General features: G+C 58.7%; 21 protein-coding genes. 8 read left to right on the top strand and 13 right to left on the bottom strand.

Annotation, left to right across the window (positions count from 1 at the left end; genetic code table 11):
* Positions 1-298 precede the first annotated feature (298 nt).
* The gene (locus tag SBL51_RS17755; RefSeq protein WP_317932448.1) at positions 299-982 is read left to right on the top strand and encodes a hypothetical protein; all 684 of its coding nucleotides are present in this window, start codon (positions 299-301) and stop codon (positions 980-982) included.
* A 7-nt stretch (positions 983-989) separates the two neighbouring features.
* Positions 990-1,532, top strand: coding sequence for a GTP-binding protein (locus SBL51_RS17750; RefSeq protein WP_317932447.1), 543 nt, complete (start codon positions 990-992; stop codon positions 1,530-1,532).
* 751 nt (positions 1,533-2,283) lie between these two features.
* Here the strand turns inward: SBL51_RS17750 and SBL51_RS17745 are convergent.
* The 10 genes from SBL51_RS17745 to SBL51_RS17700 all read right to left on the bottom strand — a co-directional run bounded on the left by SBL51_RS17745 (position 2,284) and on the right by SBL51_RS17700 (position 15,947).
* On the bottom strand, positions 2,284-5,754 hold the full coding sequence (locus SBL51_RS17745) for a transglutaminase family protein (RefSeq protein ID WP_317932446.1): 3,471 nt from the start codon (positions 5,752-5,754) through the stop codon (positions 2,284-2,286).
* A 92-nt stretch (positions 5,755-5,846) separates the two neighbouring features.
* Positions 5,847-6,776, bottom strand: a complete 930-nt coding sequence (locus SBL51_RS17740; protein ID WP_317932445.1) for an alpha-E domain-containing protein — start codon at positions 6,774-6,776, stop codon at positions 5,847-5,849.
* 1 nt (position 6,777) lies between these two features.
* Positions 6,778-8,232 carry a circularly permuted type 2 ATP-grasp protein gene (locus SBL51_RS17735; RefSeq protein WP_317932444.1) on the bottom strand — a complete coding sequence of 485 codons (1,455 nt, stop codon included), beginning with the start codon at positions 8,230-8,232 and terminating at the stop codon, positions 6,778-6,780.
* A 331-nt stretch (positions 8,233-8,563) separates the two neighbouring features.
* Entirely contained in the window at positions 8,564-9,286 is a 723-nt protein-coding gene (locus SBL51_RS17730) for a hypothetical protein (RefSeq protein WP_317932443.1), read from the bottom strand.
* A gap of 118 nt (positions 9,287-9,404) precedes the next feature.
* Positions 9,405-10,262, bottom strand: coding sequence for a transporter substrate-binding domain-containing protein (locus tag SBL51_RS17725; protein WP_317932442.1), 858 nt, complete (start codon positions 10,260-10,262; stop codon positions 9,405-9,407).
* 8 nt (positions 10,263-10,270) lie between these two features.
* On the bottom strand, positions 10,271-11,329 hold the full coding sequence (locus SBL51_RS17720) for a hypothetical protein (RefSeq protein ID WP_317932441.1): 1,059 nt from the start codon (positions 11,327-11,329) through the stop codon (positions 10,271-10,273).
* A gap of 15 nt (positions 11,330-11,344) precedes the next feature.
* Positions 11,345-12,076, bottom strand: coding sequence for a class I SAM-dependent methyltransferase (locus SBL51_RS17715; RefSeq protein ID WP_317932439.1), 732 nt, complete (start codon positions 12,074-12,076; stop codon positions 11,345-11,347).
* Positions 12,043-13,353, bottom strand: coding sequence for a glycosyltransferase family 4 protein (locus SBL51_RS17710; RefSeq protein ID WP_317932438.1), 1,311 nt, complete (start codon positions 13,351-13,353; stop codon positions 12,043-12,045). The genes SBL51_RS17715 and SBL51_RS17710 overlap by 34 nt, the downstream gene beginning before the upstream one ends.
* A gap of 137 nt (positions 13,354-13,490) precedes the next feature.
* Positions 13,491-15,575 carry a TonB-dependent receptor gene (locus SBL51_RS17705; RefSeq protein WP_317932437.1) on the bottom strand — a complete coding sequence of 695 codons (2,085 nt, stop codon included), beginning with the start codon at positions 15,573-15,575 and terminating at the stop codon, positions 13,491-13,493.
* Between the two features lie 60 nt (positions 15,576-15,635).
* Positions 15,636-15,947, bottom strand: a complete 312-nt coding sequence (locus SBL51_RS17700; protein WP_317932436.1) for a DUF2946 family protein — start codon at positions 15,945-15,947, stop codon at positions 15,636-15,638.
* A 208-nt stretch (positions 15,948-16,155) separates the two neighbouring features.
* Here SBL51_RS17700 and SBL51_RS17695 point away from each other — a divergent pair, with 208 nt between their 5' ends.
* The 6 genes from SBL51_RS17695 to hisF all read left to right on the top strand — a co-directional run bounded on the left by SBL51_RS17695 (position 16,156) and on the right by hisF (position 21,473).
* Positions 16,156-17,109: a glutathione S-transferase family protein gene (locus SBL51_RS17695; RefSeq protein WP_317932435.1), complete on the top strand. Its 954-nt coding sequence runs from the start codon at positions 16,156-16,158 to the stop codon at positions 17,107-17,109.
* A 12-nt stretch (positions 17,110-17,121) separates the two neighbouring features.
* Positions 17,122-17,964: a pirin family protein gene (locus tag SBL51_RS17690; protein WP_317932434.1), complete on the top strand. Its 843-nt coding sequence runs from the start codon at positions 17,122-17,124 to the stop codon at positions 17,962-17,964.
* Positions 17,965-18,043: 79 nt separating this feature from the next.
* A complete protein-coding gene (gene hisB / locus SBL51_RS17685) occupies positions 18,044-18,637 on the top strand; it encodes an imidazoleglycerol-phosphate dehydratase HisB (RefSeq protein ID WP_317932433.1) in 594 nt (197 codons plus the stop codon).
* A 31-nt stretch (positions 18,638-18,668) separates the two neighbouring features.
* Entirely contained in the window at positions 18,669-19,316 is a 648-nt protein-coding gene (hisH, locus tag SBL51_RS17680; RefSeq protein WP_317932432.1) for an imidazole glycerol phosphate synthase subunit HisH, read from the top strand.
* Positions 19,317-19,717: 401 nt separating this feature from the next.
* A complete protein-coding gene (locus SBL51_RS17675) occupies positions 19,718-20,629 on the top strand; it encodes a diguanylate cyclase (RefSeq protein WP_317932431.1) in 912 nt (303 codons plus the stop codon).
* Between the two features lie 70 nt (positions 20,630-20,699).
* The gene (gene hisF / locus SBL51_RS17670) at positions 20,700-21,473 is read left to right on the top strand and encodes an imidazole glycerol phosphate synthase subunit HisF (RefSeq protein ID WP_317932430.1); all 774 of its coding nucleotides are present in this window, start codon (positions 20,700-20,702) and stop codon (positions 21,471-21,473) included.
* A 217-nt stretch (positions 21,474-21,690) separates the two neighbouring features.
* Here hisF and SBL51_RS17665 read toward each other — a convergent pair whose 3' ends face one another.
* From SBL51_RS17665 to SBL51_RS17655, 3 genes are all read right to left on the bottom strand, one after another.
* Positions 21,691-21,915 (bottom strand): DUF6316 family protein, encoded by a 225-nt coding sequence (locus SBL51_RS17665; protein WP_317932429.1) that lies wholly within the window; start codon positions 21,913-21,915, stop codon positions 21,691-21,693.
* 431 nt (positions 21,916-22,346) lie between these two features.
* Positions 22,347-23,114: a divergent polysaccharide deacetylase family protein gene (locus tag SBL51_RS17660; protein WP_317932428.1), complete on the bottom strand. Its 768-nt coding sequence runs from the start codon at positions 23,112-23,114 to the stop codon at positions 22,347-22,349.
* Between the two features lie 9 nt (positions 23,115-23,123).
* Positions 23,124-24,455: a S41 family peptidase gene (locus SBL51_RS17655; RefSeq protein ID WP_317932427.1), complete on the bottom strand. Its 1,332-nt coding sequence runs from the start codon at positions 24,453-24,455 to the stop codon at positions 23,124-23,126.
* Between the last annotated feature and the right edge of the window lie 6 nt (positions 24,456-24,461).

Here is a 24,461-nt window from a genome sequence, read left to right as displayed (position 1 = left end):
GCCCCTTTTTCCACAATGATTATGAATGAATGTTCATCATATCATTAAGTCATAGGTATGCTGATTTTAATGCCACAATTTTTTAACGGGTTAAAAAATAGGTGCCATAATTTGATGAGCATCAAGCGATTTGGGTGCCATGCGTGATTGGAAAGTTGATTGTAGATTGTAGAAAGTTGATAGACGCCAGATGGTGAAGCTCTATTGGTTGGATTTGATTTTAACTGCCTACCTCATAATCCGCTGTGCCAGTTTGTTGCGATTAGTTGCTAAAGAGCCTCGCTAGAACGGTAATAGTATGACTAAAAAATTACTTGGCATTGCCAGCCGGAGCCTCAGACTCCCAGAGATCAATCTGATTCAAACCATACTGCGCACCAGCTCCGCCCTGAAAGAGGAGTGGCAACTGGTGGATCGGGGCAGCGTCGATGCGTTGTTGGTCGATGACCCCGGCGCCCTGCCTGCTGCCTACCAGGCGAGCCAGAGTACCGAAAAGATCACCGTTAAACGGCGCGGGGAGTCGGGTGATGGTTATCTGTTTCTGACGCCCATTCGCGCCGACGAGCTGATCGACACACTGCTCTCTATTGGTGGGGTTAAGCAGCGTTCCTCCGCCCGTCAGGCCGGGCAACCGCTGGTTGATCAGCCCTCGTTGGCCGATACCACCGCCGAGATCAACGCCATCTCCCGCTACAAGCTAAAACGTTGGCCCTCCAATGACCTGCTGGCGCGCGAGAAAATCTATCGCCGCCTGGCGGCCACTATCTCGCGCAGCTGCAAATCGCCGGATGAGTTGGTGCAGCTGACCGGGTTGGAGCTGGAGGTCTGCCGCGATTTTTTAAAATTGCTGCAGGCGGAGGGGATTCTCTCCAATTGCGAGGGACAGCGAGTGGCGCCGCTGGAGAGTGTCCCTGCCAACGACAACAGAGCCTCTTTTGTGAAATATATTCGAAACCGTTTCAAGCTGTCGGCTTGGCGTTAGGTGACCAATGATCGAATACAAATTACTTTTTACCGGCACCACCGGTGCTGGTAAAACCACAGCGATCAATGTGATCAGCGATACGCCCACCATCTCCACCGAAGTGGAAAACTTCGACTCCGCCTACGACAAAGAGACCACCACGGTTGGCTTTGACTTCGGCGAAGTGATGTTGGCTGAAGAGTGCATGCTGCGCCTGTATGGTACCCCCGGCCAGGACCGCTTCGATTTTATGTGGCAGATTCTGATCGAAGATGCCCTTGGTCTGGTGATCCTGATCGATAACTCACGCCCCGACCCGTTAGCCGACCTGACCACCTACCTGGAGGGCTTTGCCAGCGAGTTGCAGGCCATCCCCTGTGTGATTGGCGTTGGCCGACAGGAACAGCACCAGCAACCAACACTGGATGACTACTGTGATCACCTGGAAAAATTCGGCCACTCGCTACCGGTGATACCCGTCGATGTGCGTGAGGTGGAAGATGTGCGGCTGCTGTTGGAGTTGTTGGTGGCGCAGATTGAAGCAGAAGCGAGTTTTGCCGGTTGTTAAAATATTCCGGCAACAGCTGTTAACGCGACGTCATCTTTAAACGGTTTTATTCGTAGGCTTCTCTGTGCGTGGTGGCAGTAGTAAATTGTCGCGCCGCTAAAAGGAGTGGCAAAGCGCCTTGAGTAAAATCCGTTAACAAAAGATATCCAACAACCAGCCACCCGCAAATCCCGTCACCAAAAATGGTGCCACGGAGAACAGGTGAGCCCCGGCCGCCGCCATTCGGTTTTCGTGGCGTAGTGATTAACTTTATTCACATCAATCAGCGGGTTGTTGAGTGAGCTAACTGTGCCGGCCGGCAAACCCCACCGAGGGCCATAAAATAGTACACCTATCCCGGGTACCAGGGGGACATTCTGCCGTAGCCATCGCGCGCCAGTGCGCCTTCATTTCTCGCCATGCTGATGTGAATCAATGCCGAGCAGAAAATGGCGGTGGAAAAAAATGGTGTTAGCGCAGGTGCTTGATGCCCAAACGGTGCCTGCCCTCACCCCGTTACTGGCCATCCATATTCCTGCTCAAACCCTGCCATCTGCCGAGCACTCTCCCGCTTCCAGTCGCCGCCGTCGCCTTAGGTGTTTACCAGGGTGTTGAGGTGCAGGCCGGCGTTGTTCCGGTTGGCGACGTTGACGCGTACGTCGGCCTTGGTGGAGCGGGCGGCGGGTGGCGGGTGTGATATCTAGTTCGGTGTTACTGAGTGCGTCGCCGCAGTTCTTGGCGTGCCGGCCCGGCCGAAACCGGGCCGGGGCTATTACCAGCGCGACTGACGGCGCAGGTCGAGGGTGTGCGGGTACTCGTGGGTGGGCTCTTCCGGTGGTGGTGCCATCGGCCGGGGTGGCTCCTGACTGGGGAAGAACTCGCGGATGGCGTCGTACTCCGGACGCGGGGTAAACGGCCCCTGGGTGTGGTTGAAATCCTCGAAGCGGTTGGTGCGGCGGGTTTCGGCGGCGATGGCGTTGACCGGGAAGTCATCGTAGCTGAGCCCGCCCTGGTGGCTGACATGATAGCTGCAGCCGCCTATGGCCAGGCCGTTCCAGGTGTCGATCAGGTCGAAGGTTAAGGGGGCGTGAATACCGATGGTAGGGTGCAGTGCCGAGGGTGGTGCCCAGGCACGGTAGCGCACCCCGGCCACATACTCGCCGTGGCGGCCGGTGGGGCGCAGGGGCACGCGGCGGCCATTACAAGCCACCACGTAGCGGCTGTCGGTCAGGCCGCTCACCTTAATTTGCAGCCGCTCCACTGAGGAGTCGACATAGCGCGCGGTGCCAAAACTGGCGATCTCCTCACCCAGCACATGCCAGGGTTCAATGGCCCAGCGCAGCTCCAGCTCAATATCGTCGATCTGTACCCGGCCGTAGTGGGGGTAGCGGAACTCCTCAAACGGTGCCAGCCACTCCAGTTGGAAGGGGAAGCCGTGGCGGTTGAGGTCGTCGACCACTTCGCGCATATCGGCCCAGGCGTAGTGCGGCAGCATAAATTTATCGTGCAGCTCGGTACCCCAGCGCACCAGCGGTTTTTTGTAGGGGCTCTTCCAGAAGCGGGCGAAGAGGCTGCGAATCAGCAGCGCCTGCACCAGCGCCATATGTTCGTGGGGCGGCATCTCAAAGCCGCGGAACTCCAAAATACCCTGGCGGCCACTGGAGGTGCCCGGAGCGTAGAGTTTGTCGATACAGAACTCGGCGCGGTGAGTGTTACCGGTAATATCGATCAGCAGGTTGCGCATCAGCCGGTCGACCAGCCAGGGCTGGGTGACTTCGCCGTCGGGCATCTGCTGGAAGGCGATCTCCAGTTCGTAGAGCATCTCGTCGCGGCCTTCGTCCACCCGCGGAGCCTGGGAGGTAGGGCCGATAAACATACCCGAGAACATATAGGAGAGCGCTGGGTGGTGCTGCCAGTAGGTGACGAAGCTGCGCAGGATATCCGGGCGCTGCAGAATCGGGCTCTCGGCCGGGCTGGCGCCACCTAGGGTGATGTGGTTGCCGCCGCCAGTGCCGGTGTGGCGCCCGTCGACCATAAAGGCGTCGGTACCCAGGCGCGAGAAGAATGCCTCTTCATAGAGGCCACAGGTGTTATCGACCAGCTCGCCCCAGGATTTGGAGGGGTGAATGTTCACCTCGATAACGCCCGGGTCGGGGGTGACCAGCAGCTTCTGCAGGCGGTGGTCGCGGGGCGGTTCGTAGCCCTCAATCACCACCGGCATCTGCAGCTGGGCGGCGGTGTTTTCGATGGCCCAGATCAGGTTGACGTAGTGCTCCAGGTACTGCATGGGCGGCAGGAACAGGTGGATGCGGCCATCGCGCGGCTCGATGCAGAGAGTGGTGCGCAGGGTCGCCACCAGGTAGCGGACAATCTCCTCCCGCTCACCTTCGTAGTTGTGCTCGCCAAAGCGCTCTTCCAGAGTGGCGTCGGCGGATTCGGTCATCAGCTGGCGTGGCCCGGGGCTGATAGTGCCGTACTCGTCGGTGTAGATGTAGGGCGCCGTAATCTGATTGGCGATCTCCGGCGGTGTCAGCTCGGGGGTGGGAATGGTATCCGGGCGCGTCTCAAACGGATCGCGTTCCGGCTCCCGGTAGAGGCGCAGCTCTTTTTCATCCCAGTGCGGCAGGGAGTCCAGCGGCAGCCGGAAGCCCATGGGCGAATCACCGGGAATCAACGCCAGGTGGCCGCGGCGAAACTCCCAGTGGGTACTCATCCAGCCGCTGTTGCCGTAGTCCCAGGCCAGCGGCAGGGCAAAGCCGGTGGGGGTGTTCAGGCCGCGCCTGAGCAGCTTGGCCAGGCGCTTGCGTTCCAGGCCATCTTTCAGGTCGGCTTTTAATGGGTCGATGTTGATCGGCAGCTGCTCTTCCATATCGAGGTAGTGCAGGGTGTCTTCGTAGGCGGTTTGTACATAGCTCTCGGCCAGCCCCAGACGGGTGGCCAGCGCCTTGCCGAACTGCTCGGCTTCGGCCACGCCAAAACCGTAATCTTTATCGACCCGGGCCAGCAGCTCGGGGTTGTGCCACATGGCCTGACCGTCGGTGCGCCAGAAGACGCCCAGCGCCCAGCGCGGCACCTCTTCGCCCGGGTACCACTTGCCCTGGCCGTAGTGCAGCAGGCCGTCGGGGGCATAGCGGGCGCGCAGGCGCAGTAGCAGATCCTTGGCCAGGCGCAGTTTGTCGTCGCCGAGGGCGTCGGTGTTCCACTGGGCCGACTCCATGTCGTCCACCGAAACAAAGGTCGGTTCGCCGCCCATGGTCAGCTTGACGCCGGCGGCGGCCAGCTCCTCATCGACCGCGTGGCCCAGGGCCTTGATGGTCTCCCAGTCGCCCTCGGCGTAGGGTTTGGTAACGCGCGGGTCTTCGTGGATGCGGAACACTTCGTTGGAGTAGCTGAACTCCACCTCACACTTGTCGGTGGCGCCGGTGACCGGCGCGGCGGAGACCGGATGCGGTGTACAGGCCAGGGGGATGTGGCCCTCGCTGGCAAACAGGCCGGAGGTTGGGTCGAGCCCCACCCAGCCGGCGCCGGGCACATAGACTTCACACCAGGCGTGCAGGTCGGTGAAGTCGGCCTCGGGGCCGGAGGGGCCATCGAGAGAGGCTTTGTCGGCGGTAAGCTGCACCAGGTAGCCGGAGGTAAAGCGGGCGGCCAGCCCCAGGTGGCGCAGGATCTGCACCATTAGCCAGCCGGTATCCCGGCAGGAGCCGCGTTTGATCTCCAGGGTCTCCTGGCAGCTCTGCACCCCCGGTTCCATGCGGATGTTGTAGCCGATCTCCTGCTGCAGGCGGCTGTTGAGCATCACCAGAAAGTCGATGATACGCATCTTCTTTTTGCGGTCGATGGTGGCCAGCCACGCTGTTAGCAGGGGGCTGTCCTCCTCCTCTTTCTCCAGGTAGGGGAGCAGCTCCTTTTTCAGCTGTTTGTCGTACTCAAAGGGGAAGTTCTCGGCGTAATCCTCGACGAAGAAGTCGAACGGGTTGATGGCCGTCATATCGGCGATCACTTCCACCTCGAAGCCGAGTTCGCGGGTCTTTTCCGGGAAGACCAATCGCGCCTGGTAGTTGCCGAAAGGGTCCTGTTGCCAGTTTAAAAAGTGGCCCTTGGGCAGCACTTTCAGGGAGTAGCCATGGATCTTGGTGCGCGAGTGGGGTGCCGGGCGCAGACGCAGAACATGCGGGCCAACGTTCACCGGGCGATCAAACTTATAGTGGGTTTTGTGCAGCAGCTTGACACGGATAGCCATGGCAATCGTCCTTTCCTAACGGTTGAGACAAGCGAGCCCCAGGCGGGCCCGGTTGTGTACCAATGGTGGGTGTTAGCGGATATTCTGGCCCGCTAGTCGCGGGCAAACCAATGTTTGCAGATGTTGTTGTGGGCAATGCCCAGGGCCAACTGCAAATCATTCAGGTAGTTACGGAACTCAGCACCCAGATCATCTTCCTTTTCGATCGCGAAGCTTGGTAGCTTCACTTGGAAAGCCAGCTTTCTACCAGAGGCTTGTGAAAGCTTGATGGCGGCTTCGGCCAGTTGGGCGCGGCAGTAGGTTACCGAGCGGGGAAGATTGGGCTCTTCCAGCAGAAACTTTGCAACATCCGAGCCGCGCACTGTGGATTTCACCGCCCGACGGTAACTCATGTAGGCCCCCTGGGAGCGCAAAACATTACCCCAGATCACCTGGGCTGGGTTGGAGGTGGCAAATACTTCGCTGTTTTCGGTGACGGCGGCGCCGGCATCGAGAATACGGGTGGTCATATCGGCCCGTTCGATACAGCGGCCGAGCTTGAGAAACTCCCAGGCGGCATCGCGCATCAGGGTACCGGTGAGCAGGCCGTTGAGCGACTGGCTGCGTTCAATCACCTCCGTCAGACAGTCGTGCCGGCGGGCGCGGGTCAGGCAGCTGTCGCCGTGTTTGGTGAGGAAGATATTGAGCTCATTCACCTGTTCCCAGGCGGCCGGGGGGATTACATCACGGGTGGTGCGGAAGTTCTCGCGCACATAGCGCACCGACGAGCGCAGGGAGCTGGGGTTGTCGTCGTCGAGCAGCAGAAACTTCACCACGTTGCGTTCACTGCGCACCTTGTAGCGTTTATCAAACAGCTCGGCGGCACTGTTTAAATCGACCAGGTTAAACCAGGAGATCTCGATCATACCCTTGGGCAGGTCGTAGAGCAGGTTATCGTAGACACTCACCAGGCGGGCGGTGTTTTCGGCGCGCTCCAGATAGCGGGCGGCCCAATAGAGTCGTTCAGCGACGCGTGCCAGCATCTTATTTGGCCTCCGTATCGACAATCCAGGTGTCTTTACTGCCACCGCCCTGGGAGGAGTTGACCACCAGTGACCCCTTGACCATCGCCACCCGGGTCAGGCCGCCGGTGGTGACGTAGAGATCCCGGCTCTGGAGAATAAAGGGCCGCAGATCCAGATGGCGCGGCTCCATAACGCCGCCATCGACCAGCGTCGGTGCCGTGGAGAGGCTCAGGGTTGGCTGGGCAATGTAGTTTCGAGGGTTGGCTTTAATCAGTTTGGCAAACTTTTCCTGATCCTTTTTGGTGGAGTGTGGCCCCACCAGCATGCCGTAACCGCCCGATTCGTTGGCCGGTTTCACCACCAGTTTGTCGAGGTTGTCGAGTACGTAGGCGCGTTGGTCGGCGTTATCGCACAGGTAGGTTTCTACGTTGGGGATCAGCGGCTTCTCGCCCAGGTAGTACTCGATAATTTGGGGCACGTAGGCATACACCACTTTATCGTCGGCGACGCCGGCGCCGGGGGCGTTGGCCAGGGCCACATTGCCTTTTTTCCAGGCGCGCATCAGGCCCGGTACCCCCAGCATGGAGTCTTTGTTGAATACTTCCGGGTCGATAAACATATCGTCAATGCGGCGGTAGATCACATCCACCCGCTCGCGACCTTTGATGGTGCGCATATAAACACAGTCATCCTCGCCCACCAGCAGGTCGGAGCCCTCCACCAATTCCGCGCCCATTTGTTGCGCAAGGAAGGCGTGTTCAAAGTAGGCGGAGTTATAGATGCCCGGGGTGAGGACCACAATCTCCGGCTGCTTTACCTTGCGCGGTGAGAGAGCGGCCAGGGTATCGAACAGGCGCGATGGGTAGTCGTCCACCGGCAGGACGTTCTCCCGGCTGAAGACCTCTGGCAACACCCGTTTGGTGATGGCGCGATTTTCCAGCATGTAGGAGACGCCGGAGGGGACGCGCAGGTTATCTTCCAGTACGTACATCTGGCCATCTTTGTCGCGCACCAAATCGGAACCACAGATGTGTGCCCACACCCCAAAAGCGGGCTTAACGCCAATGCACTCGGGCCGGAAGTTTTTCGACTTCTCAATCAGGTAGGCGGGGATGACACCGTCTTTGATGATCGCCTGCTCGTGGTAAAGATCGTTGATAAACATATTCAGCGCCTGCAGGCGCTGCTTCAAACCGGCTGCGATCTGATTCCACTCTTTGGCGGGAATAATGCGCGGAATAATATCGAACGGCCAGGCGCGGTCGATATTACCCTCATCGGTGTAGACGGTGAAGCTGACCCCCATGTCCTGAACGGTGGCGTCGGCCAACTGCCGACGCTGCTGCAACTCGTCGCTGCCGAGTCGGGCGAGGTAATTGGCGAGGCGTTTAGCGGGTTGGCGGGCGTTGCCGCGTTGGTTGATGAGTTCGTCGTAAAATCCACTGGCGGGATAGTCTGTCCATCGGATACTCATAAAGAGCCTTGCTCCTGTGGTCTAGCTGCAATCGCTCTGTCACGATTTAACGGGCTAGGTCTATGACCCTGTTTTCGTTTGACGGTCTGTTGGCAGGGCAGTGATGTGGCCATGTGGAAAAGGGGGCCCTGCTCTCACACTTACGCGCCGTTTACTTTCGCTGCTGTGGATAGGCGCAAAGCAGCCATGATAACAAGCTCTTCCAAAGCGAGGTAGCGCTTGTCACCAGTGTACAAGTGCCGGTTCTGCCCAGGCACTATTGGAGTCAAACAGCAGTAATTATGCCAGCCATTTTTAGTCAACTACTGCCTGTTTCAAAAACGACCAGCGGTTATACCTTGGGTGTTGGAAATTGTTCTAACAGCTGGTTAACGCCACTGTTCCAATACTGCCGCATTTTTAAATAGTCTTCGTCGTATTCGGTGAAGCGCCGCTGGCGGGTGAGGTCGAACGAATCTTTTTCATACACCAGAATATCCATCGGCAGGCCCACCGATAAATTGGATTTTATGGTGGAGTCGAGAGAGACAATCATTGAGTTCAGGGCCAGCGTTAACGGTGTGGCAAAGCGCACTACCCGATCGAGAATCGGCTTGCCATATTTGTGTTCGCCAATTTGCAGGTAGGGGGTTTCACGGGTGGCCTCGATGAAATTGCCCTGCGGGTAGACCTGAAACAGCCGCGGTGACTCCCCTTTGATCTGTCCGCCCAGCAAAATATTGCCGGAGAAGTTGGGTGCGGAAGTTTTATCGTCATGGCTCACCTCCTGAATGATGCTGTACAGTTTTTGGCCGATCAGGCGGGCGACATCAAACAGCGACTGCTGGCTGAGGATGTGCTCTTTTTGCTCGCTTAAATCCCGGCGCAACAGTTCAATCAAACTTTGGCTGGTGGCCAAATTGCCCGAGCAGAGCAGCACAATCGCGTGGCTCTTGGCCTGCTGGAACGTGTATAACTTGCGAAAGGTGGAGATGTGATCGACACCGGCGTTGGTGCGCGTATCTGCGCCAAATAACAGGCCCTGTTCCAGGCACATGGCGACACAATAGGTCATGGGATTCTTCTCTGTTGGTAATCCGGCGGCAGCTTTGCTGTTGGCGGGGTCGCGAGCAAGCGATCAGGGCAGCCAATTTAACAGCGCCGCCGACAACGGGTTTGAGTCAGGGCAACCGTCAGGGGTTTTTCCCGGGTGGTGAAAGCATCCAGGGCTCCGCCGCATGCCGCTGGAAAATCTTTGTATACTCGCCACTCTCTCTCAGTTTCTTTAAGCCTTCATTAAAGTCGCGCAGCAACTGCTCATTGGTGGAAATTTTACTGAACATAAAATGTTGATACACCTCGTCCGAGCTTAACAGGGGTACCACGTCCATAGTGTTATGGTTCATTGCCTGTTGGTAGGTGAACGAAGAGCTTTCGTGAATAAAGCCATCGATACGGTTGGAGAGCAGCTTGCGATAATTTTGCTGCATGCTGGGTACGGCATGGATCTGTGCCCGATAATCGCTATTAGCCAGAATGGTATTAAAACTGTCGTCGTAGGAGGAGCCGCGTTCAATGCCAATCTGGAAGCCCTGGTCGAGCAGTTCATTCAACGATTTATTGGCAAACTTGGCGTGGTCTTCCGGGCGCACATAAAGCTGGTATTTCTCGCTGTAGTAGGGCTCGGAGAAGTAGGCGTAGGCCGCGCGGTCGCTGGTTAGGGTGGCTGAGTTGACCACATCGACCGTGCCTGCCGAGAGACCTTGCAGCCGCCGGGTAAAAGGCAGTTTTTGAAATTCAATGCTGTAGTCGTAGTCGGCCAATGCCTGGGTGAGTATCTCGATATCAACACCACTTAACTGTCCGCGCTCATCCTCCAGTGTAAATGGCGGCCAGAGTGCGTAACCGACCACCAATTTTTTCGGCTGGGCCTCGGCCATCACCAGGCTTGGCAGGATCAGTAGCCAGAGCCAGCTGACTAGCCACCAGCGACTGGCGTGGCCGTGCTGATGGCAGCGTGGGCGTTTGTTGGCGAAATCGGTTCTCTTCATTGCTCCACTTACAACGGGTGATGCGTTTTGAAAATGTTAGCCGCGGGTGTCAGCTCGTAAAGGGCGTCGGCGGCGAGTAGTACCGCCGCTGCCGTCCAGGTGGTTTTCTCCTCTGGCCAAAGGGCTTCATCGGTGTAGACATAACCGGTCCAAAAACCACCATCCTGATCATCTTGAAACTGTAGCAGCTGAGCCAAAATCTGCCGGGCGCGGCGCTGGTCGCCACAACTGGCCAGCGCCAGGCAGAGCTCTGCCGACTCGGCCATGGTGACCCACGGGTGATCGTTGACACAGAGGCAGCCGAGGTCGTCGACAACAAACTCCTGCCAGCGCGACTGCAGTTGCTGTTGGGCTGGCAGGCCGCGCACCACACCCGATAACACCGGGTAGAACCAGTCCATGGCGTAGCGTTTTTTTGAGCTCCAGTGGCGGTCGAAGCGCTCGGGCTTGTCGCGCAGTGCCCGGCCCAGCTCATGATAGGCGCGGACCCAGTCGGGACGCTCGCAGTTTAATAACCCGTTTATTTGCAAAGCACAATCCAGACTTTTGTAGATAGCGCTGCAGGCGGTGATCAGTGAGTCATCCAGGGCGTCCTTGCTTGAGTCCACCGCCCAGAGAATATCGCCGTCGTCGGTTTGCAGGGCCAGGGTAAAGGCCATGGCTCGCTCCAGGCAGGGGTAGAGCTCCTCCAAAAGCAGGCGCTCGCCGCTCGCCAACCAGTAGTGCCAGAGGCCGGTGGCTAGGTAGGCGGCGTGGTGGCTCTGGCGCAGCTCGCCCGGCGGCAGGTCGTGGTAGGTTTCGGTCAGCTCGCCATACTGGCTGAACCAGCTGCCATCGCTATTTTGGTTGGCGGCCAGCCATTGGTAGGCGCGCTTTGCCTCCTGGTAATAGCCGCCCACGGCCAGGCCCATGGCCGCTTCGACGTGATCCCAGGGGTCGGCCATCTGCCCCTTATACCAGGGGATGCAGCCGTCTGCCTGTTGCTGGCTGGCGATGTAGCCGGCAGCCTGGGCCAGGGCGAGGCTGAGTGTCTGTTGTTCTGTAATTATTTTATTAGTCTGATTCATGCGGTGTCGTGGGTGTTAGTTGGAGGGCTCTGCCTGGAAATAGAGCACCACGCTTTTACCCATTAGTGGGTTGAGTATTTTTTCCAGTGTTCGGGTTAGCCAGGGGGCGGACATCAAATCCCAGACCAGCAGGCGGTGGTAGGCCTGCAGCAGGGGGTGATCGGGTTTGTCCCAGAGCAGGCACTTAAGCCACCAGTAGGGGGTGTGCAAGGCGTGTGCCCAGTGCTCCCCAATAGGCCGAAAGCCCAGGTTGATAATGGTGCGACGCAGGCGGCGGGCGTTAAAAATGCGGATGTGGCCACCCGGGGTCTGGCTGTACTCGTCGCAGAAGCTCCAGCAGACCCGCTCTGGCCACTGGCGCGGCACGCTCACCGCAAGCAGGCCACCGGGCTTTAGTACCCGGTGCATCTCTGTCAGTAGCCCTTGATAGTCGTCGATGTGTTCCAACACTTCGGAGCAGATAACGCGGTCAAAGCTGTCATCGGCAAACGGCAGGCGCAGACCATTGGCGTTGATCCAACTGGGGTTGGCGCCCACGGGCAGCCGGTTCTCCTGGCAGAAGGTTTGGGTCTCGGCTGCTTTGGCCTGGGCTTTGAGCAGATCCTTCCAGCCGAGGTCGACGCCGACCACCAGGTTTTGGTCGCTACTGCCGGGCACGGCGATGCTGTGGCGCCCCTCGCCACAGCCGAGGTCGAGAATGACCGAATTGGGGGCTAGCTCAAGGCGTTGGAAATCGATGGTGTGCATTGCGGGTCGGACTGCCCTTGTAGAATTTGCTGGTAATAGTGGCTGAAGGCGACTGCGGCACCGTGCCAGCTGAAGTGCTGCAGAATGCGCGCACGCCCCTGTTCGGCCAGCTGGCGGGCGAGTTCGGGGTTGCTGATCAACTTGTCGATCGCCTCGGCCAGGGCGCGGCTGTCACCGGCCGGCACCACCAGGCCGGCATCGCCCACCACCTCGGGTAGAGCGCCGCCATCGCTGGTGATGACCGCCGTGCCACAGGCCATAGCCTCGGCCGCCGGCAGGCCGAAGCCCTCATATAAGGAGGGAGTAATGGCGATGGCGGCGCGGTTGAATTCTGCCACCAACTGCTCGGTGGTGAGCTGGCTTTTAAAGCTGACGCACTGCTGCAGGTTGAGCTCGGTTAACAGCTGGGCGGTCTCGCCCTCTTCTTTTAAGGTGCCGATGACCACCAGCTGCAGCTTGGGGTAGCGTGCTCGCAACTGTGCCACCGCCTGCAGCAGGAACTTCTGGCCTTTTAATGGCTGGTCGGACGAGGCGGTGGTGATCAGTCGCAGCGGCTCCTTGGTGACTTCCGGCAGCGGCCGAAACAGTTCGGTATCGACACCGTTGGCGATCACATCGATGGTGGCGGGTGGGCGGCCAAAGGCGCTGGCGATATCCTGGCGGGAGCACTCGGAGACAGTCACCACATGGCGTAATTTACGCGCCACCTGCATCTGCATGCGGATGAATCGATACCAGCGCTTGGTCATTAACTTCAGCCAGGGGCTGGGCTGCGCCGCCAGGGCGATCTCCAGATCGCGGCTGATGGGGTGGTGAATGGTGGCCACCACCGGAATGCCGGCCCGCTCCATGGCCAGCAAGCCCCACCCCAGGCACTGGTTGTCGTGCACTATGTGGTAGCGGCCGGGGTTGGCTTTCAGGTAGGCGGCGGCGCGCCGGCTGAAGGTGTAGGGCTCGGCAAAGCCGCCGGTCATCTTGGAGAGGTACTCGTAGCTGTCGGTAAAACTGGCCAGATGGCGCCAGCGCAGTTCGCGCAGGGGGTTGGCACTGGCGTAGAGATCGAGGCTGGGCAGTTTGACCAGCGTGACTCTTGGGTCCAGCTCCGGGTAGGGCGGGCCACTGATGACATCCACCCGGTGGCCGAGCTCCACCAGGGCTTTGCTCAAATAGTTGAGGAAGATACCTTGGCCGCCAACGTGGGGGTGGCTGCGATAGCCCAACAGGGCGATGTTCAACGGTGAGATTGGATTCGGGCTAAAAGGCTCGGGGGCATTCATTCACTGGTTAATCTTATTCTGTGGGGCCCTGGGCCCGGCGTCCGTGTCGCCGGTAACTATGTCACAGTTACTGACTCAATTACCAGAATTGCGACAACCCCGGCACTTTGTTGCCGGGGTTGCCTCTCAAGCGGGGCTTATAAGGTCACCCGCAGGCCTACCTCCACACCTATCCCCGGCGCCGGTGCGGCATCCTTGATAAACGAGGTGTGGTCGCGAACCTCCTCATCGAGCAGATTGTTGCCGCGCAGATAGAGGGTCCACTCCTGGCCGTTGGGCAGAAAGTGGTAGTCGGCGTAGGCGCCCACCAGGGTGTAGCCGTCGGTGTTGGTCTCGCCGGGGGCTGTATGGGTCTGGCTGAAGACGTGGCTGGCATCCAGGCTTACCGTCCAGCGCTCGCCTACCCAGGCCAATTCGGTACCCAGACGCGCGGGCGCCAGGCGCGGTACGTTGCTACCGGAGTCGAGCTGTGCCCGCACCCAATCCCCCTGCAGCCGCCAATCGAGGTGATGGCTGGTCAACTCATAGAGGTGGCCGGTGGCGCTCAGTTCGGCGCCATAAAAATGGGCATCCGCCTGGCTGTAGTAGAGCAGGGTGTCGCTGTCGGCAACCAGGTTGAACAGTTCGGGGGCGTCGGCCTGGTCACTGTTGGCGGCGTAGATGTAGTTGTTGATCTGGTTGTAGTAGAGGTTGACCTCAGCGGTCCAGAGCCCCTGATGGCGGCGCCAGCCCAACTCCAGGTTTTGGCTGGTTTCGCGATCGAGCTCGGGGTTGCCGAGTTCGATAAAGCCGGTGGCGGCGTGGGTAACCAGGGCCTCACCCGGGAAGTGGCTGCAGCTGGCCGGGTCGATGTTGGAGTAGAGCTCCTCTTCGGTGGCGGCCCGCTCCGACCAGCTCGCCGACACCCAGGCGCTGCTCTGTTGGCTCACCGGGCGCAGCAACGAGGCCGAGGCACTGGTGGTATTGCTGCTCTGTTTGCAGCCCTGGTGCAGCTCGGTTTGGTTATGTTCCAGGCGCGCGCCCAGTTCGATGGTCCATTGGGCGATATCCAGGCTCTCTACGGCAAACAGGCCGGCGCTGGCGATATCGGTGGGCAGGATATAGCCCTCCTCGCCGGTGGCGCCAAACTCCCGCTGCTGCAGTTGTAGGCCAACAACCCCCTGCCAGCCAGCCAGAGGGTTGTGGCTGAGGGTGAAGCGGGAGTCGAAACCTTGGTTGGCAATTTGAGTGCCCACCTCGGTGGTGGCGCTGGTGACCTCCAGCTCACGGTGCTGATAGTCGGTGTAGGCCAGGCTTGCTTCCAAAGAGTTAAACAGCCCATTTAGATCGCGACCGGCCTTGAATTCATAGCGGGTCTGCTCCAGGTCGATGCGCACATCGGCCTCCTCCGCTTCGGCGTCGGCGTGCTCATGCAACCCCTCCGGCAGGCCATAGTTGGTGGTGTAGCGACTCACCGCCAGCCCAAGGTAACCGTTTTCGGTCAGGTAGCTGCTGCCCAGGGTGATGCTGTCGCCTTCGCGGTCGCTGTTTTCCAGCACCCCGCGATACTCGTCGGCCTGTTCCGGATTGGCGGGCACGGGAATGTCACTGTCGTCGGCGCTATAGCGGCTGCCATCGAGGTGCCAATTCCAGTTTTGCCACGGCTGTTCCAGCAGTAGGGCACCGGTATTCTGCTGGTTGTTGCTGTTGTGACTGATATCGAACACCGCCCGTGGCGAGAGCGGTTCGCTGGCGATGCGGTTGTCGATGACATTGATAACACCACCGATGGCACCATTGCCGTAGAGCAGTGTTGCCGGGCCGCGCACGACTTCAACGCGTTCGGCGGCCAGGGGTGAGATGCCATTGGCGTGGTCGGGGCTGACCGAAGAGGCGTCGAGTGTACCGAGGCTGCCCTGCAGCACGCGCACCCGGTTGCCGGTTTGGCCGCGAATAATGGGGCGGCCAACGCCGCTGCCAAAACTGGAAGAGTGCACGCCGGCGATGTTTTTCAGGGTATCGCCGAGGTTGGTGCTCTGCTGCTGGCGCAGTTGCTCATCGCTTAACACACTCACCGGCAGGGCGGTTTCGGCGAGGCTCTTTTGCAGCTGGCCGGTGACCACCACCTCTTCCAGTGGCTGGTGAACCTGGTCGTCGGTTTGCGCCCAGACGGCGCCGGTGCCCAAACCGGATAAGGCAAAGGGTAGCGCCAAACGGAGTTTGGCTCTGAATTGGTCAGTCATGGTGTAACTCTCACACATATTGATGGACAGCCACGGCGTACCGGGGCTGAGTTCACGCAGTTAACGGTGAGTGCTAATGGGTGGCGCGCGGATGGCAAAGGGCCGGAATTGATCCGACAGCAGCTCCGGTGTTTGGTAGCGCAGTCCGGGTTCGACCGGGGTAACGATTAGGGGGGTAACCCGCGGTGCCTCGGGCAGGAGTGCCGGCGGGGTGTGCAACAGCTGGCAGAGGCCCTGGTCGGCCTCCTCGCCGGCGTGGGCATGGCTGGCCAGGTGGTGGGCATCGGCCATCTGCGCACCAACAAAGCAGAGCGTCATCAACAGAGCGATGAGCAGTCGATGGGCTTGTTGACGGCGGGTATTGGCGGGCATGGAGGGTTTTATACAACCTAGACGATTAATGAATGCTAATGGAAGCGGCGCTAACAGGCTAGTCCCTGGGGCTATTTGTCTCTATTGGTGGGGATTGGTTCACTAGATCAAATTTTGTGAATAAGTCGGGCAAATGTTCTAGCTGGTGACCTCCAGGTCATCTTTTTAGCATGTGGCCTCGTTAAAAGTTAAGCAGACGAGGTTGGCTATGGGTTTGTTGATCAATGGGGTTTGGTGGGATCAGTGGTATGACACCGACGCCTCCGGTGGCAGTTTTGAGCGCGAGCAGTCGAAATTTCGCAACTGGGTCACCGCCAGTGGCAAGCCCGGCCCAACCGGATTGGGCGGCTTTGCCGCCGAGCCCGGACGCTACCACCTCTATGTTTCCCTGGCCTGCCCCTGGGCCAATCGCGCCCTGATCTTTCGCCAGCTCAAAGGCCTGAGCAATCTGATTGGGGTGTCGGTGGTGCACCCGGAGATGCTGACCCAGGGCTGGACCTTCGAGCAGCAGGGCGCCTCCCAGGGCGATAGGCTCTACAATAGCGATTTTCTGCACCAGATCTACACCCGTGCCCGCTCCGACTACACCGGCCGTGTCACGGTGCCGATACTGTGGGACCGGCAACGGCAGACCATCGTCAGCAACGAGTCGGCCGACATCATCCGCATGTTCAACAGCGCCTTTGATCACCTGACCGGTAACAAACTCGACTTTTATCCACAACGATTGCGCGACGAGATCGACCGGGTGAACCGCTGGATCTACGACGATGTGAACAATGGCGTCTACCGGGCCGGTTTTGCCACCAGCCAGCAGGCCTACGAGGAGGCTTTTGACCGGCTGTTTGCCGCCCTGGACGAGTTGGAACGGCTGCTGGGCGAGAGCCCCTACCTGGTGGGCGGCCAGATCACCGAGGCGGATTGGCGCCTGTTTACCACCCTGGTGCGCTTCGATGCGGTCTATTTTGGCCACTTTAAATGCAACTACCAGCAGATTGCCGACTACCCAGCCCTGTCGCGCTATGTGCGCGAGCTCTACCACTACCCGGGCGTGGCGGAAACCATCGATATTGAGCAGATCAAGCAGCACTATTACGCCAGCCACAAACAGATAAACCCCACCGGGGTAGTCCCCCGGGGGCCCAAACTCTCTTTCCTGTGAGTCGAGGTCACTATGAGTGAACGTTCGGTGTTAACCACCCTCCCCGCCAGCGCCACCCGCGACGGTGACGGGGTACTGATTAATCGGGCCATTGGTGCCCGCGCCCTGCCCCAGCACGACCCACTGCTGCTGTTGGACGAGTTGCGCTCCGACAATAGCCAGGACTATATCGGCGGCTTTCCCGCCCATCCCCATCGCGGCTTTGAAACCGTCACCTACATGGTGGAGGGCAGAATGCGCCACCGAGACAGCGCTGGCAACAGCGGTGTGATCGAGGGTGGCGGCCTGCAGTGGATGACCGCCGGTAGCGGCATTCTGCACTCCGAAATGCCAGAGCAAAACGAGGGCCGGCTGTGGGGCTTCCAGCTCTGGATAAACCTGGCCGCTGCCGAAAAGATGCGTGCGCCGCGTTATCAAGAGTTCGCGGCTGAGAGCATTCCGCTGGTGGAGCCCACCGCCGGTGCCCGGGTTAAGGTGTTGGCCGGCACCTTTGCGGGGGTCACCGGCCCGGTCGATGACATCGCGGTGGCGCCGTTGCTGCTGGATATCCAGTTGCTGGAAGGGGTGACGCTGACGGTGTCGACACCGGACGAGCATGCGGCGGTGGCGTACACCTTTGCCGGGCGGTTGGCGGTAGCCGGCGAGCCTCTGTCTGCCCAGCAGCTGGCCCTGTTAGGCCAGGGAGAGTCGCTGGTGATTGCCGGCGGAGTCGGTGGCGGCCGCTGTCTGTTGATTGCTGCCAAGCCGCTACAAGAGCCCATTGCCCGCTACGGCCCGTTTGTTATGAACCGCGCGGAAGAGCTGCATCAGGCCATGGCCGACTACCAGCGGGGGCTGTTTGGTCTGCTCGATTGAGGGATGTGGCCCCCCTGCCCTGGTGAAGTGAGGCCTTCGGACTTATAATCCGCCCTCATTTTTGTACCGGAGAAAACCCATGGGCGCACGTAACGCTAGTGTCAGCCGAGATACCCTGGAGACACAAATTCAGGTCAGCCTGGATTTGGACGGTTCCGGGGTGGGGAAATTTGACACCGGGGTCCCCTTCCTCGAACACATGCTCGACCAGATTGCCCGCCACGGCCTGATCGATCTCGATATCACCTGCAAGGGTGACATCCACATTGACGATCACCACACGGTGGAGGATATCGGCATCACTCTGGGCCAGGCGATGGCGGTGGCTGTGGGCGATAAGAAAGGGCTGCGCCGCTACGGCCACGCCTATGTGCCCCTTGATGAAGCCCTGTCGCGGGTGGTGATCGACTTCTCCGGCCGCCCCGGCCTGGTTATGAACGTGCCGTTTACCCAAAAGCGCATCGGCGCTTTCGATACCGAGCTCTTCTCCGAGTTTTTTCATGGCTTCGTCAACCACGCCCAGGTGACCCTGCACATCGACTGCCTGCGCGGCGATAACGCACACCACCAGATTGAAACCGTGTTCAAGGCCTTTGCCCGCGCATTGCGCATGGCGCTGGAGGTCGATCCGCGCATGGGTGATCGCACTCCCTCCACCAAGGGCACTCTCTAACTCTCCACTTTTCAACCGCGAGGATTTGGCTGTGGCTACAGCAACCGTTGCAATCTGTGATTACGGCATGGGCAACCTGCACTCGGTAGCCAGTGCCCTGCAGCATGTCGCACCCGACCAGAAAGTGCTGATCACCGCCGACGCCGAACAGATCAGTGCCGCCGAGCGGGTGATCTTTCCCGGTGTCGGGGCTATCCGCGACTGTATGGCTGAGATCCGCCGATTGGGCTTTGATCAGCTCGTTCGTAGCCAAATTGCGACCGGTAAGCCGGTTTTAGGCATCTGCGTGGGACTCCAGGCACTGTTGACACACAGCGAGGAGAACGGAGGCGTTGACTGTTTGGATATGATTCCGGGAGAGGTGCGTTTCTTCGGTGAGGATCTGCGCGATGCCATGGGCCAGCCGATGAAAGTGCCACACATGGGCTGGAACAATGTTTATCAAACTCGTCCCCATGCTCTGTGGGACGGTATTGAAGATGGCGAACGGTTCTACTTCGTGCACAGCTACTGCGCGCAACTGAGCGATTCTCACTATGAGATAGGCCGTTCCAACTACGGCGTCGATTTCAGTGCAGCGGTTGCCAAGGATAACCTGGTGGCAGTGCAGTTCCACCCCGAGAAGAGCCATCGTGCAGGGTTGCAGTTGTTGCGCAATTTCTGTCACTGGTCTGGCTGAGTTTCCGTAAGACTCTGAGCAAGAAAAGGGTAAAGTTGAGAGGCAGTTCATCTTTACCTTTTTTGTGTTGCTTTTTACGACCTCGGCAGACATCCTCTCCCGAAACAGCAAACCCAAGTTTGCGTCCGTTTACGGGCCGTTCGGCGGCTCAACATCTCCGTAATACTCAATAGCAGGTTTCTGTGCATGGCCCTGGCCTGATTTAGGCCGGTTGTGGCGTTCTTTATTCGCTTTTGGCCATCAAAGTCAGGCAACAGCTGTTAATCAAGTCAAATACAAGTCAGACAAGGGAAGGGTTCGTTTGAACCAGTTGATTGGCTGAGAATCAAAAAAAACAATATTGGCGAGGGATATAGCAGCCAGCTGCTATGGGTGTATCGCAGAGTGAGATGGGGTGGTTCGTGCTAAATCAGCCAAAAAAGGTGCCTGTTGCGGGCAATTCGTTAACGCCGGTGAGTTCAGATTCACTGGCGTTGTTCGATGCTGATGAGCGTAATATGTACGTTCTGGTGGATCAGTGCGCACGTATCGTCGCCTGTAACAAGCGGGTGGCAGAGCAGCTGGGCCGGCCCAAAGCGGAGGTTCCCGGCGTGGCGCTTTACGAACTCTTTGCCGATAGCGAGTACCAGTCCATCACCGAGCCGGCACTGGCGGCCTGCATGGCCGGAGAGGTCACCAATGCCAGCCAGCGCTTTCGCCTGGACAGCGAATCCCCTGAGTATGTCGGCTATTTTGAAGTCAGCTATCTGCCGGTTGCTCTGGACAGTGGTGAGCCCGGGATTCTGGTGACCTGCCACGATGTCACCCGCCTCAAGCAAAATGAACGCAAGCTACGCCAGCTGGCCCATCTCGACCCGCTGACGCAACTGCCCAATTTACGCTTTATCGATTACCAGTTGCGCAAGTTGCAATCCCTGGGGCTGCGGGAAGGGCGCGGCTTTACGGTGGTCTTCATCGATTTTGACCAGTTCAAGTACATCAATGATGTCTACGGCCACCTGGCCGGCGACCAGGTGTTGATCGAATTTTCCCGGCGCCTGCGCGGCAAACTGCGCGGCGGTGAGCACATAGGCCGGATTGGCGGTGACGAGTTTCTGATTGTCATTCGCGAGGCGCTGCAGGAGAGCCAGCAGCGCGCCTTGAGTCGTCGCTTGAAAGAGATAGTCGCGCGCCCGTTTGAGGTGGGTAACGGCGACAAAGTGCTACTCGGCATCAGTGTCGGCAGCTCGGTGTGGCCGATTGATGGCGACTCGTTGGAAGATCTCAAGCGCCTGGCCGACGAGCGCATGTACGCCAATAAGCCCAAGTCCTGAGCCTATTTCATCTTTATCTCGCTTCAATCTGGGGTAAAATGCCCGGCCCCCGCCTATTGGAGTGAACGTAATGCCCCTCGCCAAACGAATTATCCCTTGCCTGGACGTCGACAATGGTCGGGTCGTCAAAGGCGTGCAGTTTGTTGATATTCGCGATGCGGGTGACCCGGTTGAGGTTGCCAAGCGCTACAACGACGAGGGCGCCGACGAAATCACCTTTCTGGACATTACCGCTACCCACGAGGGGCGCGACACGACACTGCACACGGTGGAGAAGATCGCCTCTGAGGTGTTTATTCCGTTGACGGTTGGCGGTGGTATTCGCACCCTGGACGATATTCGCAATATGCTCAACGCCGGTGCCGATAAGGTGGGGATCAACTCGGCGGCGGTATTCAACCCCGATTTTGTGCGCGAGGCATCCGCCAAATTTGGTGCCCAATGCATTGTTGTCGCCATTGATGCAAAACGGGTCAGCGGGCCCGATGAGGAGCCCCGCTGGGAGATCTTCACCCATGGTGGGCGCAAGCCGACTGGTATTGATGCCTTGGCGTGGTCAGAGAAGATGGTCGAATATGGCGCCGGCGAGATTCTGCTGACCAGTATGGATCGAGATGGCACCAAAAACGGCTTCGATCTGAGTTTGACCCGGGCCATGAGCGATCGCATACCCGTGCCGTTGATTGCCTCCGGTGGTGTTGGCAATCTCTATCATCTGGTGGAAGGGGTGTTGGAGGGGAGGGCCGACGCGGTTCTGGCGGCCAGTATTTTCCACTTTGGCGAGTATTCAATTGGCCAAGCCAAGCAGTTTATGGCTGAGCACGGCATCGAGATGCGCCTCTGAGCACAAATGGCCAAAGTCAAAAGTGGCTGCAGACGTAGAAAAGGTAGGGCTTGGGAAAATAAGCTGAAACAAAAAGGGAGCTGTCAGAAGCTCCCTTTTTTATGTGCTTTATGTGCGTATTTTTCTACAGAATATTCACTATCGCTAATATAGCGTGCTGCAGCTATGGCAAGCCGCTGCGCTCGCGAGCTGGAGTTGATACCCCGCTATTGGGGTATCAGGCTACCCGGCTGGCGTACTGCTGCAGGGTTTGCGCGGAGTGCGGTTCGGTGTGTAGGAAATCGATGAAATCCTCTACGCCGCGCTCTGCATCTTTCTGGGTGTCGAACGGGCCGATATCGAGCCCTTCGCGGGTTCTGTAGTAAAAGTAGGAGCTTTTCTCGTAGATTCGGTCAGACCGAGTTGGAGCTGGCCCGGTATCGCCAAGTCGTTTCTCTGCCATAGTTATTACCTCCGCATGCATCTGCTACTGATCGGCTGAGCCAGTGCAGGTAATGGAGTCTCCATGCACAGTTTGCCGTATTAAGCCGTCAATTAATTTGTGAGCATTACCCACACACCGAACTAACACTTCCGAGTAACGCGCTAATTGCACACTTTACATCTGGATAATTCAGGCAATTGACGCTTAAAACATCTTCATCGTCCTAACGAAGTGTCGATCATATCACATCTTTCGGCCAAAAAAGCACCAAATCGGCGATTTTTCCACTCGGAGACGGGAAATATGCCCCGAATGGTGCGTTTAGTGGTGCTAACGGTAATTTGCGCTTTTGCAGCCCTTGTTGGCACAAAAAGCAAACTTTTCCTCTAAACGCCCACAATGAATTGCTTGTGTTTTAAAGTGTAGATGCAATTTATGAGCGGTATTGCCTAATTTTCAGTTTTGCGTGCCAAAAGTTGTTCATTTAAAAGCTTGGATGGTGTGACCAATACCAGCCCCTGCCGCCGAATGGGTTGGCTCTGTTCACTGAGCACCGCGATGGTCTCCTCATAGGGGTGGCCAATGGCCACGGCAACCCCCTTCTGCCGGGCGATCTGCTCCAGCGTCAGAAGCTGGTTCAAGATGGCGGCGGGGTCGCGCTCGTTGTCGAGAAACACATCCCGCTGCCAAGAGGTTACCTGGTAGCTCTGTGCGGTTTGCCGGGCGACCGTCTCAGAGCTGGTACGGCTGTCGATGAAAAAAAGTTGTTTGGCTCGCAGGCGCTGCATCAGCCAGGACATGGCCAGGGGCTGCTGCGTGAGCAGGGAGCCCATGTGGTTGTTGAGGCCAATGGCCTGGGGAAGAGCGGCCAGTTGGCGTTCGAGGGTGAGTTGAAACTCGTGCTTGCTCATGTCCGGGTAGAGCCCGCCTTGGTCGAGTTCGCGGCCATCGATACTGGCCATGGGCGAGTGGATGATCACATCCTTGCCCTGGATGGTGGCAAGCTTGGCAATAGTTTGCGCGTGGGGACTGAGGGGGATGATGGCGAGCGTTAGTGGCATGGGAAGTTCGGCCACCGCCAGGCCGTTCATCAGGCTGTAGCCGAGATCGTCGATAACGATGATCGCTTGCTGGCTGTGAGCGGCCGGCGCCAGCCCCAAACAGAGCGTCAGCGCCAGCCGCCGTAGGCGCCCGGCAAACAGCAAAGACTTGATCAATGAGCCGAGCTACTGCTGAGTGCTGTTGTCTGCCATTTGCGTGGAGCTGGTGCTGTTATCCCGCTTGGCAAAAATGGTTATGCCTTTCAGCAGGTTAAGGGCTTCGTAGAGCTGGTTGTCACGGGTGGCGAGATCCGGCGTGTCGTGATTGATTCGCTCCCGGGTTTTAGCGTCGCGTGCCTCGCCACCGTTGGCGTTATCCAGGCGGCCGCGCAGGTCGGCTTCGGTTAGCGCTTCCGGTGTTTCCAGGTTGGTGATTTGCGCCCGCTCGACAGTGATGTCGGGCACGATACCCTGAGCCTGAATGGATCGGCCGTTGGGGGTGAAGTAGAGTGCCGTGGTCAGTTTGATGGCGCGATCTTCACTGATTGGAATTACCGTCTGCACAGAGCCTTTGCCGAAGCTGTCGGTGCCCATAATGACGGCGCGGCCATGGTCTTGCAGGGCGCCGGCGACAATCTCGGAGGCGGAGGCGGAGCCACCGTTGATCAGCACCACCAGCGGCATGCCGTTGATCTCATCGCCCGGGGTAGCCCGGTACTCGACATCCGCGTTTTCCACCCGGCCCTTGGTGTAGACCACCAGGCCATCTTCTAAGAAGGCGTCGGCCACCTTCACCGAAGCCTGCAGAATGCCGCCAGGGTTGTTGCGCAGATCGAGCACCACCCCTTTCAGATTGGGGTTTTTGGCTTTCAGTTTGTTGAGCTCATCGACCATGTCTTCGCCGGTTTTTAACTGGAACTGGGCAATACGCAGGTAGGCGTAGCCTGGTTCCAGCATGCGTGAGCGCACGCTGCGCACTTTGATGGTGTCGCGCACCAGGGTGACATCAAAGGGTTGGTCGACACCGTCGCGCACCACGGTGATATCGATTTCACTGCCCACCGGGCCGCGCATCAATTCGATGGCGTCGTTCAGGGACATACCTTTCACCGGTTTGCCATCGAGGGTGATGATCAGGTCACCGGCCTGCAGGCCGGCGCGGGAGGCGGGGGTGTCGTCGATGGGGGAGATCACCTTAACAAAGCCGTTCTCCATGCCCACCTCAATGCCCAGGCCACCGAACTCACCGGTGGTGTTTACCTGCAGGTCGTCAAAGGAGCTGGCATCCAGGTAGTTGGAGTGGGGGTCGAGCTCACTCAACATGCCTTTAATGGCGTATTCGAGCAGCTCGCGGTCGGAGATCTCTTCGACGTAGGTGCTGCGGATCTGGTAGTAGACCTTGGTGAAGGTGCGCAGGTCATCCAGGGGCAGCTGGGCGGCGTCGTCTTCGCTGGAGGTTTGGGCCCAGCTGGTGGTGGCAAATACCAACAAAATGGCGGGCCAAAAACGGAAATTCATGGGCAT

It is taken from the genome of Halioxenophilus sp. WMMB6, assembly GCF_033283405.1.
Lineage (GTDB): Bacteria > Pseudomonadota > Gammaproteobacteria > Pseudomonadales > Cellvibrionaceae > Halioxenophilus.
This window is presented reverse-complemented; position numbering and strand designations above follow the sequence as displayed.